This is a genomic window from Escherichia sp. E2586, from assembly GCF_005781105.1.
Taxonomy (GTDB): Bacteria; Pseudomonadota; Gammaproteobacteria; order Enterobacterales; family Enterobacteriaceae; genus Escherichia.
The window spans coordinates 54,684-70,742 of record NZ_VATN01000006.1; the positions used below are offsets into that span (position 1 = coordinate 54,684).

Consider the following 16,059-nt stretch of genomic DNA (forward strand, 5'->3'; position numbering starts at 1 on the left):
GCACCGTCATTCAGACGATTCCCGAAACTGTTTCATAATTCCTCCATTTTTCGCCCTTATTGGCTGGCTACACTAGTATCATTCCGCGAAACGTTTCAGGAAGAGAAACTCTTAACGATGAAAGGCAGTTATAAATCCCGTTGGGTAATCGTAATCGTGGTGGTTATCGCCGCCATCGCCGCATTCTGGTTCTGGCAAGGCCGCAATGAATCCCAGAGCGCAGCACCAGGTGCGACGAAACAAGCGCAACATCCACCTGCGAGTGGTCGCCGTGGTATGCGTTCCGGCCCATTAGCCCCGGTTCAGGCGGCGACCGCCGTAGAACAGGCAGTTCCGCGTTACCTTACCGGGCTTGGCACTATTACCGCTGCTAACACCGTTACGGTGCGCAGTCGCGTAGATGGTCAACTGATGGCGTTACATTTCCAGGAAGGCCAGCAGGTCAAAGCAGGCGATTTGCTGGCAGAAATTGACCCCAGCCAGTTCAAAGTTGCATTAGCACAAGCCCAGGGCCAACTGGCAAAAGATAAAGCCACGCTTGCCAACGCCCGCCGTGACCTGGCGCGTTATCAACAACTGGCAAAAACTAATCTCGTCTCCCGCCAGGAGCTGGATGCTCAACAGGCGCTGGTCAGTGAAACCGAAGGCACCATTAAGGCTGATGAAGCGAGCGTCGCCAGCGCACAACTACAACTCGACTGGAGCCGCATCACCGCGCCAGTCGATGGTCGCGTTGGCCTGAAGCAGGTTGATGTTGGTAACCAAATCTCCAGTGGCGACACCACCGGGATTGTGGTGATCACCCAGACGCATCCTATCGATTTAGTCTTTACCCTGCCGGAAAGCGATATCGCTACCGTTGTGCAGGCACAAAAAGCCGGAAAACCACTGGTGGTTGAAGCCTGGGATCGCACTAACTCGAAGAAATTAAGTGAAGGCACGCTGTTAAGTCTCGATAACCAAATCGATGCCACTACCGGCACGATTAAAGTGAAAGCACGCTTTAATAATCAGGATGATGCGCTGTTTCCCAATCAGTTTGTTAACGCGCGCATGTTAGTCGACACCGAACAAAACGCCGTGGTGATCCCCACCGCCGCCCTGCAAATGGGCAACGAAGGCCATTTTGTCTGGGTACTGAATAGCGAAAATAAAGTCAGCAAACATCTGGTGACACCGGGCATTCAGGACAGTCAGAAAGTGGTGATCCGCGCAGGTATTTCTGCAGGCGATCGCGTAGTGACGGACGGTATTGATCGCCTGACCGAAGGAGCGAAAGTGGAAGTGGTGGAAGCCCAGAGCGCCACCGCACCGGAAGAGAAAGCCACCAGCCGCGTATACGCGAAAAAAGGAGCGCGCTCCTGATGCAGGTGTTACCCCCGAGCAGCACAGGCGGCCCGTCGCGCCTGTTTATTATGCGTCCTGTCGCCACCACGCTGCTGATGGTGGCGATCTTACTCGCCGGGATTATCGGTTATCGCGCCCTGCCCGTTTCGGCACTGCCGGAAGTGGATTATCCGACTATTCAGGTGGTCACCCTCTACCCTGGCGCCAGCCCGGATGTCATGACCTCCGCCGTTACCGCGCCGCTCGAACGCCAGTTTGGGCAGATGTCCGGCCTGAAACAGATGTCGTCGCAAAGTTCCGGCGGTGCGTCAGTTATCACTTTGCAGTTCCAGCTAACATTACCGCTGGATGTCGCCGAGCAGGAAGTGCAGGCCGCGATTAACGCTGCGACCAACCTGTTGCCGAGCGATCTGCCTAACCCGCCGGTTTACAGCAAAGTGAATCCGGCAGATCCGCCGATCATGACGCTTGCCGTCACCTCAACCGCCATGCCGATGACGCAGGTAGAAGATATGGTGGAAACCCGCGTCGCGCAGAAAATCTCACAGATTTCCGGCGTCGGACTGGTGACGCTTTCCGGCGGTCAGCGTCCGGCCGTTCGCGTCAAACTTAACGCCCAGGCGATTGCCGCACTCGGTCTGACCAGCGAAACCGTGCGCACCGCCATTACCGGCGCTAACGTTAACTCAGCTAAAGGTAGCCTTGATGGCCCTTCCCGTGCGGTCACGCTGTCAGCGAACGACCAGATGCAATCCGCCGAAGAGTATCGCCAGCTAATCATCGCCTACCAGAACGGCGCGCCGATTCGTCTGGGCGATGTCGCAACTGTAGAGCAAGGTGCAGAAAACAGCTGGCTCGGCGCGTGGGCGAACAAAGAACAGGCCATCGTGATGAATGTTCAGCGCCAGCCCGGTGCTAACATTATCTCCACCGCCGACAGCATCCGGCAGATGCTGCCACAGCTCACCGAGAGTTTGCCGAAATCGGTGAAGGTGACGGTACTTTCTGACCGTACCACCAATATCCGCGCATCGGTCGACGATACCCAGTTTGAGCTGATGATGGCTATCGCGCTGGTAGTAATGATTATCTACCTGTTTTTGCGCAATATTCCGGCGACCATCATTCCAGGCGTCGCAGTGCCGCTGTCGTTAATCGGCACCTTCGCGGTCATGGTGTTTCTCGATTTTTCAATCAATAACCTGACGTTGATGGCGTTAACTATCGCCACCGGATTCGTTGTCGATGACGCCATCGTGGTGATCGAAAACATTTCCCGCTATATCGAAAAAGGTGAAAAACCGTTGGCGGCGGCGCTCAAGGGCGCGGGTGAAATCGGCTTTACCATTATCTCGCTGACCTTCTCACTGATTGCGGTGTTGATCCCACTGCTGTTTATGGGCGATATCGTCGGGCGACTGTTCCGCGAATTTGCCATTACTCTGGCAGTCGCGATTTTGATCTCAGCCGTGGTGTCGCTGACCCTGACACCGATGATGTGCGCGCGGATGCTCAGCCAGGAGTCGCTGCGTAAACAGAACCGCTTCTCCCGTGCCTCGGAAAAAATGTTCGACAGGATAATCGCCGCCTATGGACGTGGACTGGCGAAAGTGCTGAATCATCCGTGGCTGACCTTAAGCGTGGCGCTCAGCACGCTGCTGCTTAGCGTTCTATTGTGGGTGTTCATTCCGAAAGGCTTCTTCCCGGTGCAGGACAACGGCATTATTCAGGGCACCCTGCAGGCGCCGCAATCCAGCTCCTTTGCCAATATGGCCCAGCGGCAACGCCAGGTCGCGGATGTGATTTTGCAGGATCCGGCAGTGCAAAGTTTGACCTCATTTGTTGGCGTTGATGGCACTAACCCGTCGCTGAACAGTGCGCGTTTACAGATCAACCTCAAACCGCTGGATGAACGTGATGATCGGGTGCAAAAAGTCATCGCCCGTCTGCAAACGGCGGTAGATAAAGTGCCGGGCGTCGATCTCTTCCTGCAACCAACGCAGGACCTGACCATCGATACACAGGTCAGCCGCACCCAGTACCAGTTTACCTTGCAGGCCACGTCACTGGATGCGCTCAGTACCTGGGTGCCACAGTTGATGGAAAAACTCCAGCAACTACCACAGCTTTCTGATGTCTCCAGCGACTGGCAGGACAAAGGGCTGGTGGCGTATGTCAATGTTGATCGCGACAGCGCCAGCCGTCTGGGGATCAGCATGGCGGACGTCGATAACGCCTTGTATAACGCGTTTGGTCAGCGACTGATTTCCACTATTTATACTCAGGCTAACCAGTATCGCGTGGTGCTGGAGCACAACACCGAAAATACTCCTGGGCTTGCGGCGCTGGATACTATTCGCCTGACTAGCAGCGACGGTGGCGTAGTGCCGCTAAGCTCAATTGCCAAAATTGAGCAGCGTTTTGCCCCGCTCTCCATCAACCATCTGGATCAGTTCCCGGTAACGACCATCTCCTTTAACGTGCCGGATAACTATTCGTTGGGCGATGCGGTGCAGGCGATTATGGACACCGAAAAGACGCTGAATCTGCCAGTGGATATCACCACGCAGTTCCAGGGCAGCACCCTCGCCTTCCAGTCGGCGCTGGGCAGCACTGTCTGGCTGATTGTCGCAGCGATGGTGGCGATGTATATCGTGCTCGGCATTCTGTACGAGAGCTTTATTCACCCCATCACTATTCTCTCGACGCTACCCACCGCAGGGGTCGGCGCACTGCTGGCGTTAATGATTGCCGGTAGCGAACTGGATGTGATTGCGATCATCGGCATTATTTTGCTGATCGGTATCGTGAAGAAGAACGCCATCATGATGATCGACTTCGCGCTGGCTGCCGAGCGCGAGCAAGGCATGTCGCCGCGCGATGCTATTTACCAGGCTTGTCTGTTGCGTTTTCGTCCGATCCTGATGACCACCCTGGCGGCACTGCTTGGCGCGTTGCCGCTGATGTTGAGTACCGGGGTCGGCGCGGAACTGCGTCGTCCGTTAGGCATCGGCATGGTCGGCGGTCTGGTTGTCAGCCAGGTACTGACGCTGTTCACCACGCCAGTGATTTATCTGCTGTTCGACCGCCTGGCATTGTGGACCAAAAGCCGTTTTGCCCGCCATGAAGAGGAGGCGTAAGTGAAGTTTTTTGCCCTCTTCATTTACCGCCCGGTGGCGACGATTTTACTGTCGGTTGCCATTACCCTGTGCGGCATTCTGGGCTTCCGTATGCTGCCGGTCGCCCCGCTGCCGCAGGTTGATTTTCCGGTGATTATGGTCAGCGCCTCGCTGCCCGGTGCATCGCCAGAGACAATGGCGTCTTCCGTTGCCACGCCGCTGGAACGTTCGCTTGGGCGCATTGCCGGAGTCAGTGAAATGACCTCCAGCAGTTCGCTCGGCAGCACGCGCATTATTTTGCAGTTTGATTTTGACCGGGATATCAACGGCGCAGCGCGCGATGTGCAGGCGGCGATCAACGCCGCGCAAAGTTTGCTGCCCAGCGGGATGCCAAGCCGTCCGACCTATCGCAAAGCGAACCCGTCGGATGCGCCAATTATGATCCTGACGCTAACCTCCGATACTTATTCGCAAGGTGAACTGTACGATTTCGCCTCAACACAGCTTGCCCCGACGATTGCGCAAATCGACGGTGTCGGTGATGTCGATGTCGGTGGCAGCTCGCTGCCCGCCGTGCGCGTCGGGCTGAATCCGCAGGCGCTGTTTAATCAGGGCGTCTCGCTGGACGATGTACGCTCCGCCATCAGCAATGCCAACGTGCGTAAACCGCAGGGGGCGCTGGAAGATGATACCCATCGCTGGCAGATCCAGACTAACGATGAACTGAAAACCGCCGCTGAATATCAGCCGCTGATTATTCATTACAACAACGGCGGCGCGGTTCGTCTGGGCGATGTGGCGACGGTGACCGACTCAGTGCAGGATGTGCGCAACGCCGGGATGACCAACGCCAAACCGGCTATTTTGCTGATGATCCGCAAACTGCCAGAAGCCAATATTATCCAGACGGTAGACAGCATCCGGGCGAAATTACCGGAGTTGCAGGAAACCATTCCGGCGGCAATTGATCTGCAAATTGCCCAGGATCGCTCCCCCACCATTCGCGCCTCGCTGGAAGAAGTAGAGCAAACGCTAATTATCTCGGTGGCGCTGGTGATTCTGGTGGTGTTTTTATTCCTGCGCTCGGGTCGCGCCACTATTATTCCCGCCGTTGCGGTGCCGGTTTCGCTGATTGGTACGTTTGCGGCGATGTACCTGTGCGGATTCAGTCTCAATAACCTTTCGTTAATGGCGCTCACCATTGCTACTGGTTTCGTGGTGGATGACGCCATCGTGGTGCTGGAAAACATTGCCCGTCATCTGGAAGCGGGGATGAAACCGCTACAGGCCGCGCTACAAGGTACTCGCGAAGTCGGTTTTACGGTGCTGTCGATGAGTCTGTCACTGGTGGCGGTGTTCCTGCCGCTGCTGTTGATGGGCGGATTGCCGGGTCGCCTGTTACGCGAGTTTGCCGTGACGCTTTCTGTCGCCATTGGTATTTCGTTGCTGGTTTCCCTGACGCTAACGCCGATGATGTGCGGCTGGATGCTGAAAGCGAGCAAGCCGCGTGAGCAAAAGCGACTACGTGGTTTTGGTCGCATGTTGGTAGCCCTGCAACAAGGCTACGGCAAGTCGCTGAAATGGGTGCTCAATCATACCCGTCTGGTGGGCGTGGTGCTGCTTGGCACCATCGCGCTGAATATCTGGCTATATATCTCGATTCCGAAAACCTTCTTCCCTGAGCAGGACACCGGCGTACTGATGGGCGGGATTCAGGCGGATCAGAGTATTTCGTTTCAGGCGATGCGCGGCAAATTGCAGGACTTCATGAAAATTATTCGTGACGATCCGGCAGTGGATAATGTCACTGGCTTTACCGGCGGTTCGCGAGTGAACAGCGGGATGATGTTTATCACTCTCAAGCCACGCGACGAACGCAGCGAAACGGCGCAGCAAATTATCGACCGTCTGCGCGTGAAGCTCGCAAAAGAGCCAGGAGCGAATCTGTTCCTAATGGCGGTACAGGATATTCGCGTTGGCGGACGTCAGTCGAACGCCAGTTACCAGTACACGTTGCTGTCCGACGACCTGGCGGCACTGCGCGAATGGGAGCCGAAAATTCGCAAAAAACTGGCAACGTTGCCGGAACTGGCGGACGTGAACTCCGACCAGCAGGACAACGGCGCGGAGATGAATCTGGTTTACGACCGCGACACCATGGCGCGGCTGGGAATCGACGTGCAGGCTGCCAACAGCCTGCTGAATAACGCCTTCGGTCAGCGACAAATCTCGACCATTTACCAGCCGATGAACCAATACAAAGTGGTTATGGAAGTGGATCCGCGCTATACCCAGGACATCAGTGCGCTGGAAAAAATGTTCGTCATTAATAACGAAGGCAAAGCGATCCCGCTGTCGTATTTCGCCAAATGGCAGCCCGCGAACGCGCCATTGTCGGTGAATCATCAGGGATTATCGGCAGCCTCGACCATCTCATTCAACCTGCCGACCGGGAAATCGCTCTCGGACGCCAGTGCGGCAATCGACCGCGCAATGACCCAGCTTGGTGTGCCTTCGACGGTGCGCGGCAGTTTTGCCGGAACAGCGCAGGTGTTCCAGGAGACGATGAACTCGCAAGTGATCCTGATTATCGCAGCGATCGCCACGGTGTATATCGTACTGGGGATGCTGTATGAGAGTTACGTACATCCGCTGACGATTCTCTCCACATTGCCTTCGGCGGGCGTCGGGGCGCTGCTGGCGCTGGAGCTGTTCAATGCCCCGTTCAGCCTAATCGCCCTGATAGGGATCATGCTATTAATCGGCATCGTGAAGAAAAACGCCATTATGATGGTCGATTTTGCGCTTGAAGCCCAACGCCACGGTAACCTGACGCCGCAGGAAGCTATTTTCCAGGCCTGTCTGCTGCGTTTTCGCCCGATTATGATGACCACCCTGGCAGCACTGTTTGGCGCGCTGCCGCTGGTATTGTCGGGCGGTGACGGCTCGGAGCTGCGGCAACCCCTGGGGATCACCATTGTCGGCGGTCTGGTAATGAGTCAGCTCCTGACGCTGTATACCACGCCGGTGGTATATCTCTTTTTCGACCGTCTGCGGCTGCGTTTTTCGCGTAAACCTAAACAAACGGTAACCGAGTAAATGACAGATCTTCCCGACAGCACCCGCTGGCAATTGTGGATTGTGGCTTTCGGCTTCTTTATGCAGTCGCTGGACACCACCATCGTTAACACCGCCCTTCCCTCAATGGCGCAAAGCCTCGGGGAAAGCCCGCTGCATATGCACATGGTCATTGTCTCTTATGTGCTGACCGTGGCGGTGATGCTACCCGCCAGCGGCTGGCTGGCGGATAAAATCGGCGTGCGCAATATTTTCTTTACCGCCATCGTGTTGTTTACCCTCGGTTCACTGTTTTGCGCGCTTTCCGGCACGCTGAACGAACTGTTGCTGGCACGCGCGTTACAGGGCGTTGGCGGTGCGATGATGGTGCCGGTCGGCAGGTTGACGGTGATGAAAATCGTACCGCGCGAGCAATATATGGCGGCGATGACCTTTGTTACGCTGCCCGGGCAAGTCGGCCCACTGCTTGGCCCGGCGCTCGGCGGTTTGCTGGTGGAATACGCATCGTGGCACTGGATCTTTTTGATCAACATTCCAGTGGGAATTATCGGTGCGATCGCCACATTGATGTTAATGCCGAACTACACCATGCAGACGCGGCGCTTCGATCTCTCCGGCTTTTTATTGCTGGCGGTTGGCATGGCGGTATTAACGCTGGCGCTGGACGGCAGTAAAGGTACAGGACTGTCGCCGCTAACCATCGCCGTGCTGGTAGCGGTTGGCGTGGTGGCACTGGTGCTTTATCTACTACACGCCAGAAATAACCACCGCGCTCTTTTCAGTCTGAAACTGTTCCGCACTCGTACCTTTTCGCTGGGCCTGGCGGGGAGCTTTGCCGGACGCATCGGTAGCGGCATGTTGCCCTTTATGACGCCGGTTTTCCTGCAAATTGGCCTTGGTTTCTCACCGTTTCATGCCGGATTGATGATGATCCCGATGGTACTCGGCAGCATGGGGATGAAGCGAATTGTGGTGCAGGTGGTGAATCGCTTTGGTTATCGTCGGGTACTGGTGGCGACCACGCTGGGTCTGTCGCTGGTCACCCTGTTGTTTATGACCACCGCGCTGCTAGGCTGGTACTACGTTTTGCCGTTCGTCCTGTTTTTACAAGGAATGGTCAACTCGACGCGTTTCTCCTCCATGAACACCCTGACGCTGAAAGATCTGCCGGACAATCTGGCGAGCAGTGGCAACAGCCTGCTGTCGATGATTATGCAATTGTCGATGAGTATCGGGGTCACCATCGCCGGGCTGTTGCTGGGACTTTTTGGTTCGCAGCATGTCAGCGTCGACAGCGGCACCACACAAACTGTCTTTATGTACACCTGGCTTAGTATGGCGTTTCTTATCGCCCTTCCGGCGTTCATCTTTGCCAGAGTGCCGAACGATACGCATCAAAATGTAGCTATTTCGCGGCGCAAAAGGAGCACTGAATGAAGTTCTGGCGGCCCGGCATTACCGGCAAACTGTTTCTGGCGATCTTCGCCACCTGCATCGTCTTGCTGATCACGATGCACTGGGCGGTACGTATTAGTTTTGAGCGTGGTTTTATTGATTACATCAAGCATGGCAATGAGCAACGGCTGCAAATGCTTGGCGACGCGCTTGGCGAGCAATACGCCCAGCACGGTAACTGGCGTTTTCTGCGTAATAACGATCGCTTCGTATTTCAGATCCTGCGTTCGCTTGAACACGATAGCAACGACGATAAGCCCGGCCCCGGTATGCCACCACACGGCTGGCGTACCCAGTTCTGGGTGGTCGATCAAAATAACAAAGTGCTGGTTGGCCCACGCGCACCCATTCCACCGGACGGTACACGGCGGCCCATTCTGGTCAATGGTGTGGAAGTCGGCGCGGTGATCGCTTCCCCCGTTGAACGCCTGACGCGCAGTACCGATATCAATTTTGATAAGCAACAGCGGCAAACCAGTTGGCTGATTGTGGCTTTATCTACTTTATTGGCGGCGCTGGCGACATTTCCACTGGCACGCGGTTTGCTGGCTCCGGTAAAACGGTTAGTTGACGGCACGCACAAACTGGCGGCGGGCGATTTCACCACTCGCGTGACGCCCACCAGCGAAGATGAACTGGGGAAACTGGCACAAGACTTCAACCAGCTCGCCAGCACGCTGGAGAAAAACCAGCAAATGCGCCGCGATTTTATGGCCGATATTTCTCACGAACTGCGTACGCCATTAGCGGTGCTGCGCGGTGAACTGGAAGCCATTCAGGATGGCGTGCGTAAATTCACGCCGGAGACGGTGGCGTCTTTACAGGCGGAGGTCGGCACACTAACCAAACTGGTTGACGATCTCCATCAGTTGTCGATGTCTGATGAGGGCGCTCTCGCCTACCAAAAAGCACCGGTAGATTTGATCCCACTGCTGGAAGTGGCGGGCGGCGCATTTCGCGAACGATTCGCCAGCCGTGGCCTGAAACTGCAATTTTCCCTGCCAGACAGCATTACCGTATTTGGCGATCGCGACCGTTTAATGCAGTTGTTCAATAATTTACTGGAAAACAGCCTGCGCTACACCGACAGCGGCGGCAGCCTGCAAATCTCCGCAGAACAGCACGATAAAACGGTGCGCCTGACCTTTGCCGACAGCGCGCCGGGCGTCAGTGATGATCAGCTGCAAAAACTGTTTGAGCGTTTTTATCGCACCGAAGGTTCCCGCAACCGTGCCAGCGGCGGTTCCGGGCTGGGGCTGGCGATTTGCCTGAACATTGTTGAAGCGCATAATGGTCGCATTGTTGCCGCCCATTCGCCTTTTGGCGGGGTAAGCATTACAGTAGAGTTACCGCTGGAACGGGATTTACAGAGAGAAGTATGACCGAGTTACCTATCGACGAAAACACGCCGCGTATTTTGATCGTGGAAGATGAACCCAAGCTGGGGCAGTTGCTCATTGATTATCTGCGTGCCGCGAGCTACGCGCCAATACTTATCAGCCACGGCGATCAGGTACTGCCGTACGTGCGCCAGACGCCGCCGGATCTGATCCTGTTGGATCTGATGCTCCCAGGCACCGATGGTCTGACGCTGTGCCGGGAAATTCGTCGTTTTTCCGATGTCCCAATTGTGATGGTGACGGCGAAAATCGAAGAGATCGATCGCCTGCTGGGGCTGGAAATTGGTGCTGATGACTATATCTGCAAGCCGTACAGCCCGCGTGAAGTAGTGGCGCGCGTCAAAACCATTTTGCGCCGCTGCAAACCGCAGCGCGAGTTGCAGCAACAGGATGCCGAAAATCCGTTGATTATCGACGAAGGTCGTTTTCAGGCTTCATGGCGTGGCAAAATGCTTGACCTGACGCCTGCGGAATTTCGTCTGCTGAAAACGCTCTCCCATGAACCGGGTAAAGTATTCTCCCGCGAGCAATTGCTCAATCATCTTTACGACGACTACCGCGTGGTAACCGACCGAACTATCGACAGCCACATTAAAAACCTGCGCCGCAAACTGGAATCTCTCGACGCCGAACAGTCATTTATCCGCGCCGTTTACGGCGTCGGTTACCGTTGGGAAGCTGACGCCTGCCGTATTGTTTAGCCTGTTCCTTTTAATGGCAGTCTCAAACTACAACGCGGACCGTTCCGTCGCCCACTGAGTATTATTACCCTCTCTGAAAAAGAGAGGGATAAAGCCGTGCTCGTATTCAGATTTCAGCATATTTATCAGTAATCTCCCCCATGCAGTAGAGGGTATTCCCCTGATTGGCAACCACCTGAATATCACCCATACTTAAATCGTTACATACTGTTTTCGATACGCAATTTCAAGCAAGGAGTCAATATGGCTGGTTGGTTTGAACTTAATAAGAGCAGTGATAATCAGTTCCGTTTTGTGTTAAAAGCGGGAAACGGAGAAATCATTCTCACAAGCGAATTGTATGCCTCAAAAGCCTCTGCGGAAAAGGGCATCGCCTCGGTACAAAGCAACAGTCCGCAGGATGAACGCTATGAGAAAAAGACGGCGAGCAACGGCAAGTTTTATTTCAATCTGAAAGCGGCCAATCATCAGATAATTGGCTCCAGCCAGATGTATGCTACCGCTCAATCACGCGAAGTCGGAATTGCCTCTGTAAAAACCAATGGCGTAAGCCAGACGGTGAAAGATAAGACTTAATCATTGTGCCGGGCGCGGATGACGCGCCCGGCTTTATTTCTAATAAACACTGACTTATTGATACTAAGGATCAATCCTCGCCATTAAAATAATGGGAGGATAAGTTTCATATTAGGTGAAAGAATTTTTGTTCTTCTTTTTGAACGCCACGTTATTTATTTCCTGCAAGTGCCGAAGAAATTATCGTTATTCGCATCCTTACCAAAACCAGGAGACGACCAGACATTTACACTGGAGCCAACCCCACCGATTGCGCTACAATGCCCGCCCTTAAAGTGGGGACACTCCCCTAACCGCTTCATCAGGTGAAGCGGATCTGACCTGTCATCAGAACGAGAGAATTATGTTTAAACCGGAACTCCTTTCCCCGGCGGGAACGCTGAAAAATATGCGTTACGCTTTCGCTTATGGCGCAGATGCTGTTTATGCGGGCCAGCCGCGTTACTCCCTGCGTGTGCGCAACAACGAATTCAACCACGAAAATCTTCAGCTCGGCATCAATGAAGCCCATGCGCTGGGGAAAAAGTTTTATGTCGTGGTCAACATTGCGCCGCACAACGCTAAGCTGAAAACCTTTATCCGTGACCTGAAACCGGTAGTGGAAATGGGGCCGGATGCGCTGATTATGTCCGATCCTGGGCTGATTATGCTGGTGCGTGAGCACTTCCCTGAAATGCCGATCCACCTTTCCGTGCAGGCTAACGCCGTAAACTGGGCGACGGTAAAATTCTGGCAGCAAATGGGCCTGACCCGCGTGATCCTCTCCCGTGAACTATCACTGGAAGAGATTGAAGAGATCCGCAATCAGGTGCCAGATATGGAGCTCGAAATCTTCGTTCACGGCGCACTGTGCATGGCCTACTCCGGTCGCTGCCTGCTCTCTGGCTATATCAACAAACGCGACCCGAACCAGGGCACCTGCACCAACGCCTGCCGCTGGGAGTACAACGTCCAGGAAGGTAAAGAAGATGACGTCGGCAACATCGTACACAAATACGAGCCGATTCCGGTGCAAAACGTTGAACCGACGCTGGGTATCGGCGCGCCAACCGACAAAGTGTTTATGATCGAAGAGGCCCAGCGTCCGGGCGAGTATATGACCGCGTTTGAAGACGAACACGGCACTTACATCATGAACTCGAAAGATCTGCGCGCTATCGCACACGTTGAACGCCTGACCAAAATGGGCGTGCATTCGCTGAAAATCGAAGGCCGCACCAAATCTTTCTACTATTGTGCACGCACCGCGCAGGTTTATCGTAAAGCTATCGATGATGCCGCTGCGGGCAAACCGTTCGACACCAGCCTGCTGGAGACGCTGGAAGGTCTGGCGCATCGCGGCTATACCGAAGGTTTCCTGCGTCGCCATACGCATGATGATTATCAGAACTACGAATACGGTTATTCCGTTTCTGACCGCCAGCAGTTTGTTGGTGAGTTTACCGGTGAGCGTAAAGGCGACCTCGCGGCGGTAGCGGTTAAAAACAAATTCTCCGTTGGCGACAGCCTTGAGCTGATGACTCCACAGGGCAATATCAACTTTACCCTTGAGCATATGGAAAACGCCAAAGGCGAAGCGATGCCGGTTGCGCCGGGCGATGGTTATACTGTGTGGATCCCAGTTCCGCAGGATCTCGAACTGAACTACGCGCTGCTGATGCGTAATTTCTCTGGGGAAACCACGCGTAACCCGCACGGCAAGTGATTAATTTCAAGTATTTTTCCCAGATAGAAAATTCTTAGAAACCGATCACATACAGCTGCATTTATTAAGGTTATCATCCGTTTCGCTGAAAAACATAACCCATAAAATGCTAGCTGTACCAGGAACCACCTCCTTAGCCTGTGTAATCTCCCTTACGCAGGCTTATTTTTTTGCACCACGACTTTCATCCTGTTCTGACTCCACCTTCTCTTTTCTGCTCTACACTTTCTAAAGATCAATAATAAAGGCATACGACGATGGCCGATTTTCCCGCCAGTTTGCTGATTCTTAACGGCAAAAGTGCTGACAATGAAACATTGCGCGAGGCGATTATGCTGTTGCGTGAGGAGGGAATAACGATCTATGTACGGGTCACCTGGGAGAAAGGTGATGCCGCGCGTTTTGTGACTGAAGCGCGCCAACTCGGCGTCGCGACAGTGATAGCAGGCGGTGGTGATGGCACCATTAATGAAGTCTCCACGGCGTTGATTCAGTGTGAAGGCGATGACATTCCTGCTTTGGGGATTTTGCCGCTAGGTACAGCGAATGATTTCGCCACCAGCGTGGGGATCCCTGAGGCGCTGGATAAGGCGTTGAAACTGGCGATTGCCGGTAACGCTATTGCGATTGATATGGCGCAGGTTAACAGGCGCACCTGTTTTATCAATATGGCAACGGGCGGGTTTGGTACGCGTATCACCACCGAAACACCGGAAAAATTAAAAGCCGCGCTGGGGGGAGTCTCTTACATCATTCATGGCTTAATGCGCATGGATACATTGCAACCGGACCGTTGTGAGATCCGTGGTGATAATTTTCACTGGCAAGGAGATGCCCTGGTTATTGGCATTGGCAACGGACGTCAGGCCGGTGGCGGTCAGCAGTTGTGCCCAAATGCGCTGATTAATGATGGCTTATTGCAGTTGCGTATTTTCACCGGAGATGAAATTCTTCCGGCCCTCGTATCCACATTAAAATCTGACGAAGATAACCCGAATATTATCGAAGGCGCTTCGGCGTGGTTCGATATACAAGCACCACACGAAATCACTTTTAATCTTGATGGCGAACCGTTGAGTGGACAAAACTTTCATATTGAAATACTTCCGGCGGCGCTGCGTTGTCGATTACCACCGGATTGTCCGTTATTGCGTTAATCAAATTATTCTCTCTTGAATTAGGGAAAATCAGTTATGCCGGATGCGGTGTAAACACCTTATCCGGCCTATGGGGCTGTGCTGTGCGTAGGCATGATAAGACGCTTCAGCGTCGCATCAGGCATAGGTTGCCGGATGCGGCGAGAACGCCTTATCCGTCCTACGGGGCTGTGCTGTGCGTAGGCATGATAAGACGCTTCAGCGTCGCATCAGGCATAGGTTGCCGGATGCGGCGTAAACGCCTTATCCGTCATACGTGGCAGTGCTGGTCGTACAAAGCACATCAGGCGATAGTAATTTTGCTATCGAGATAAACGTCCTGCACGGCGTTAATCAGTTTCACGCCGTCGGCCATCGATTTCTTGAACGCTTTACGTCCAAGAATCAGCCCCATTCCGCCTGCGCGTTTGTTGATGACCGCAGTACGCACCGCATCACTAAGGTCGGTTTCACCGCCTGCAGCACCGCCGGAGTTAATCAGCCCTGCACGCCCCATATAGCAGTTAGCTAACTGATAACGCACCAGATCAATCGGGTTTTCACTGGTCAGCTTGCTGTACACGCGATCGTCGGTATAACCGTAATTAATCGCTTTATAGCCGCCGTTATTTTCCGCCATTTTTTGTTTGACGATATCTGCACCGATGGTTGCCGCCAGATGGTTCGCCTGACCGGTCAGGTCAGCGGAAACATGGTAATCAACGCCATCTTTCTTAAAGGCGGAGTTACGCAAATAGGCCCACAGCACTGTCACCATGCCCAGCTCGTGCGCACGTTCAAAGGCCGCAGAAATTTCTTCAATCTGGCGACGTGACTCTTCCGAGCCAAAATAGATAGTCGCACCAACCGCCACCGCGCCCATGTTGAACGCCTGCTCCACGCTGGCATACAGCGTTTGATCGTAGGTGTTCGGGTAACTTAGCGTCTCGTTGTGATTAAGTTTGACGAGGAATGGAATGCGGTGCGCATAACGCCGCGATACCGATGCCAGCACGCCGTAAGTTGACGCCACACAGTTGCAGCCCGCTTCGATCGCCAGTTCCACAATGTTTTTCGGGTCAAAGTAGAGCGGATTGGCGGCGAATGAAGCTCCGGCGGAGTGCTCGACGCCCTGGTCAACCGGCAGAATAGAAAGGTATCCTGTGCCGGCCAGACGCCCGGTGTTGTAGAGCGTCTGCATATTACGTAACACCGCTGGCGGACGATTATTGTCAATCATCACGCGGTCTACGTAATCATGTCCGGGGAGATAAAGCTGGTCAGAAGGAATAGTCATACAACGGTGCTGTAAAAGGTTGTCGGCGTCTTTGCCAAGCAACTGCGCAATATCTGTCATTACTATGCTCCCGTAAATTCCGATTGGATATCGGCTATGGATTGTCCTGGCCCACCTTTTGCGGGCAATCATAATCCTGGTCGTTACGGGCTGGTTTTGCCATCTTTTGGATGTTTTTTCAGCGTTTTCTGTTGGCACGATTCATCAGAAAAAGTGTTACAGCGGTCAAGCTTTCACCGTAAAGG

At 54.0% G+C, this 16,059-nt stretch carries 10 protein-coding genes; 9 read left to right on the forward strand and 1 reads right to left on the reverse strand.

All coding sequences use genetic code 11. The annotated features are described in order from the left end of the window. Positions 1-117 precede the first annotated feature (117 nt). The 9 genes from mdtA (at position 118) to yegS (ending at position 14,538) form a co-directional block, all read left to right on the forward strand. Entirely contained in the window at positions 118-1,365 is a 1,248-nt protein-coding gene (gene mdtA, locus FEK50_RS05495) for a multidrug efflux RND transporter subunit MdtA (RefSeq protein ID WP_131161421.1), read from the forward strand. Beyond that, entirely contained in the window at positions 1,365-4,487 is a 3,123-nt protein-coding gene (gene mdtB, locus FEK50_RS05500) for a multidrug efflux RND transporter permease subunit MdtB (protein ID WP_131161422.1), read from the forward strand. The genes mdtA and mdtB overlap by 1 nt, the downstream gene beginning before the upstream one ends. Continuing rightward, a complete protein-coding gene (mdtC, locus tag FEK50_RS05505; RefSeq protein WP_131161423.1) occupies positions 4,488-7,565 on the forward strand; it encodes a multidrug efflux RND transporter permease subunit MdtC in 3,078 nt (1,025 codons plus the stop codon). Next, positions 7,566-8,981, forward strand: a complete 1,416-nt coding sequence (locus FEK50_RS05510; protein WP_131161424.1) for an MFS transporter — start codon at positions 7,566-7,568, stop codon at positions 8,979-8,981. It abuts the gene before it with no gap. Continuing rightward, positions 8,978-10,381, forward strand: a complete 1,404-nt coding sequence (baeS, locus tag FEK50_RS05515; RefSeq protein ID WP_131161425.1) for a two-component system sensor histidine kinase BaeS — start codon at positions 8,978-8,980, stop codon at positions 10,379-10,381. Before FEK50_RS05510 ends, baeS begins: the two co-directional genes overlap by 4 nt. Then, a complete protein-coding gene (gene baeR, locus FEK50_RS05520) occupies positions 10,378-11,100 on the forward strand; it encodes a two-component system response regulator BaeR (protein WP_130206968.1) in 723 nt (240 codons plus the stop codon). Before baeS ends, baeR begins: the two co-directional genes overlap by 4 nt. A 243-nt stretch (positions 11,101-11,343) precedes the next feature. Beyond that, on the forward strand, positions 11,344-11,676 hold the full coding sequence (locus FEK50_RS05525; protein WP_130206970.1) for a YegP family protein: 333 nt from the start codon (positions 11,344-11,346) through the stop codon (positions 11,674-11,676). 343 nt (positions 11,677-12,019) lie between these two features. Further along, positions 12,020-13,381, forward strand: a complete 1,362-nt coding sequence (gene yegQ, locus FEK50_RS05530) for a tRNA 5-hydroxyuridine modification protein YegQ (protein ID WP_000476028.1) — start codon at positions 12,020-12,022, stop codon at positions 13,379-13,381. 257 nt (positions 13,382-13,638) lie between these two features. After that, positions 13,639-14,538, forward strand: a complete 900-nt coding sequence (yegS, locus tag FEK50_RS05535) for a lipid kinase YegS (RefSeq protein ID WP_131161426.1) — start codon at positions 13,639-13,641, stop codon at positions 14,536-14,538. A gap of 283 nt (positions 14,539-14,821) precedes the next feature. Here the strand turns inward: yegS and fbaB are convergent, their stop codons facing one another. After that, entirely contained in the window at positions 14,822-15,874 is a 1,053-nt protein-coding gene (fbaB, locus tag FEK50_RS05540) for a class I fructose-bisphosphate aldolase (RefSeq protein WP_000129551.1), read from the reverse strand. Positions 15,875-16,059: the final 185 nt, after the last annotated feature.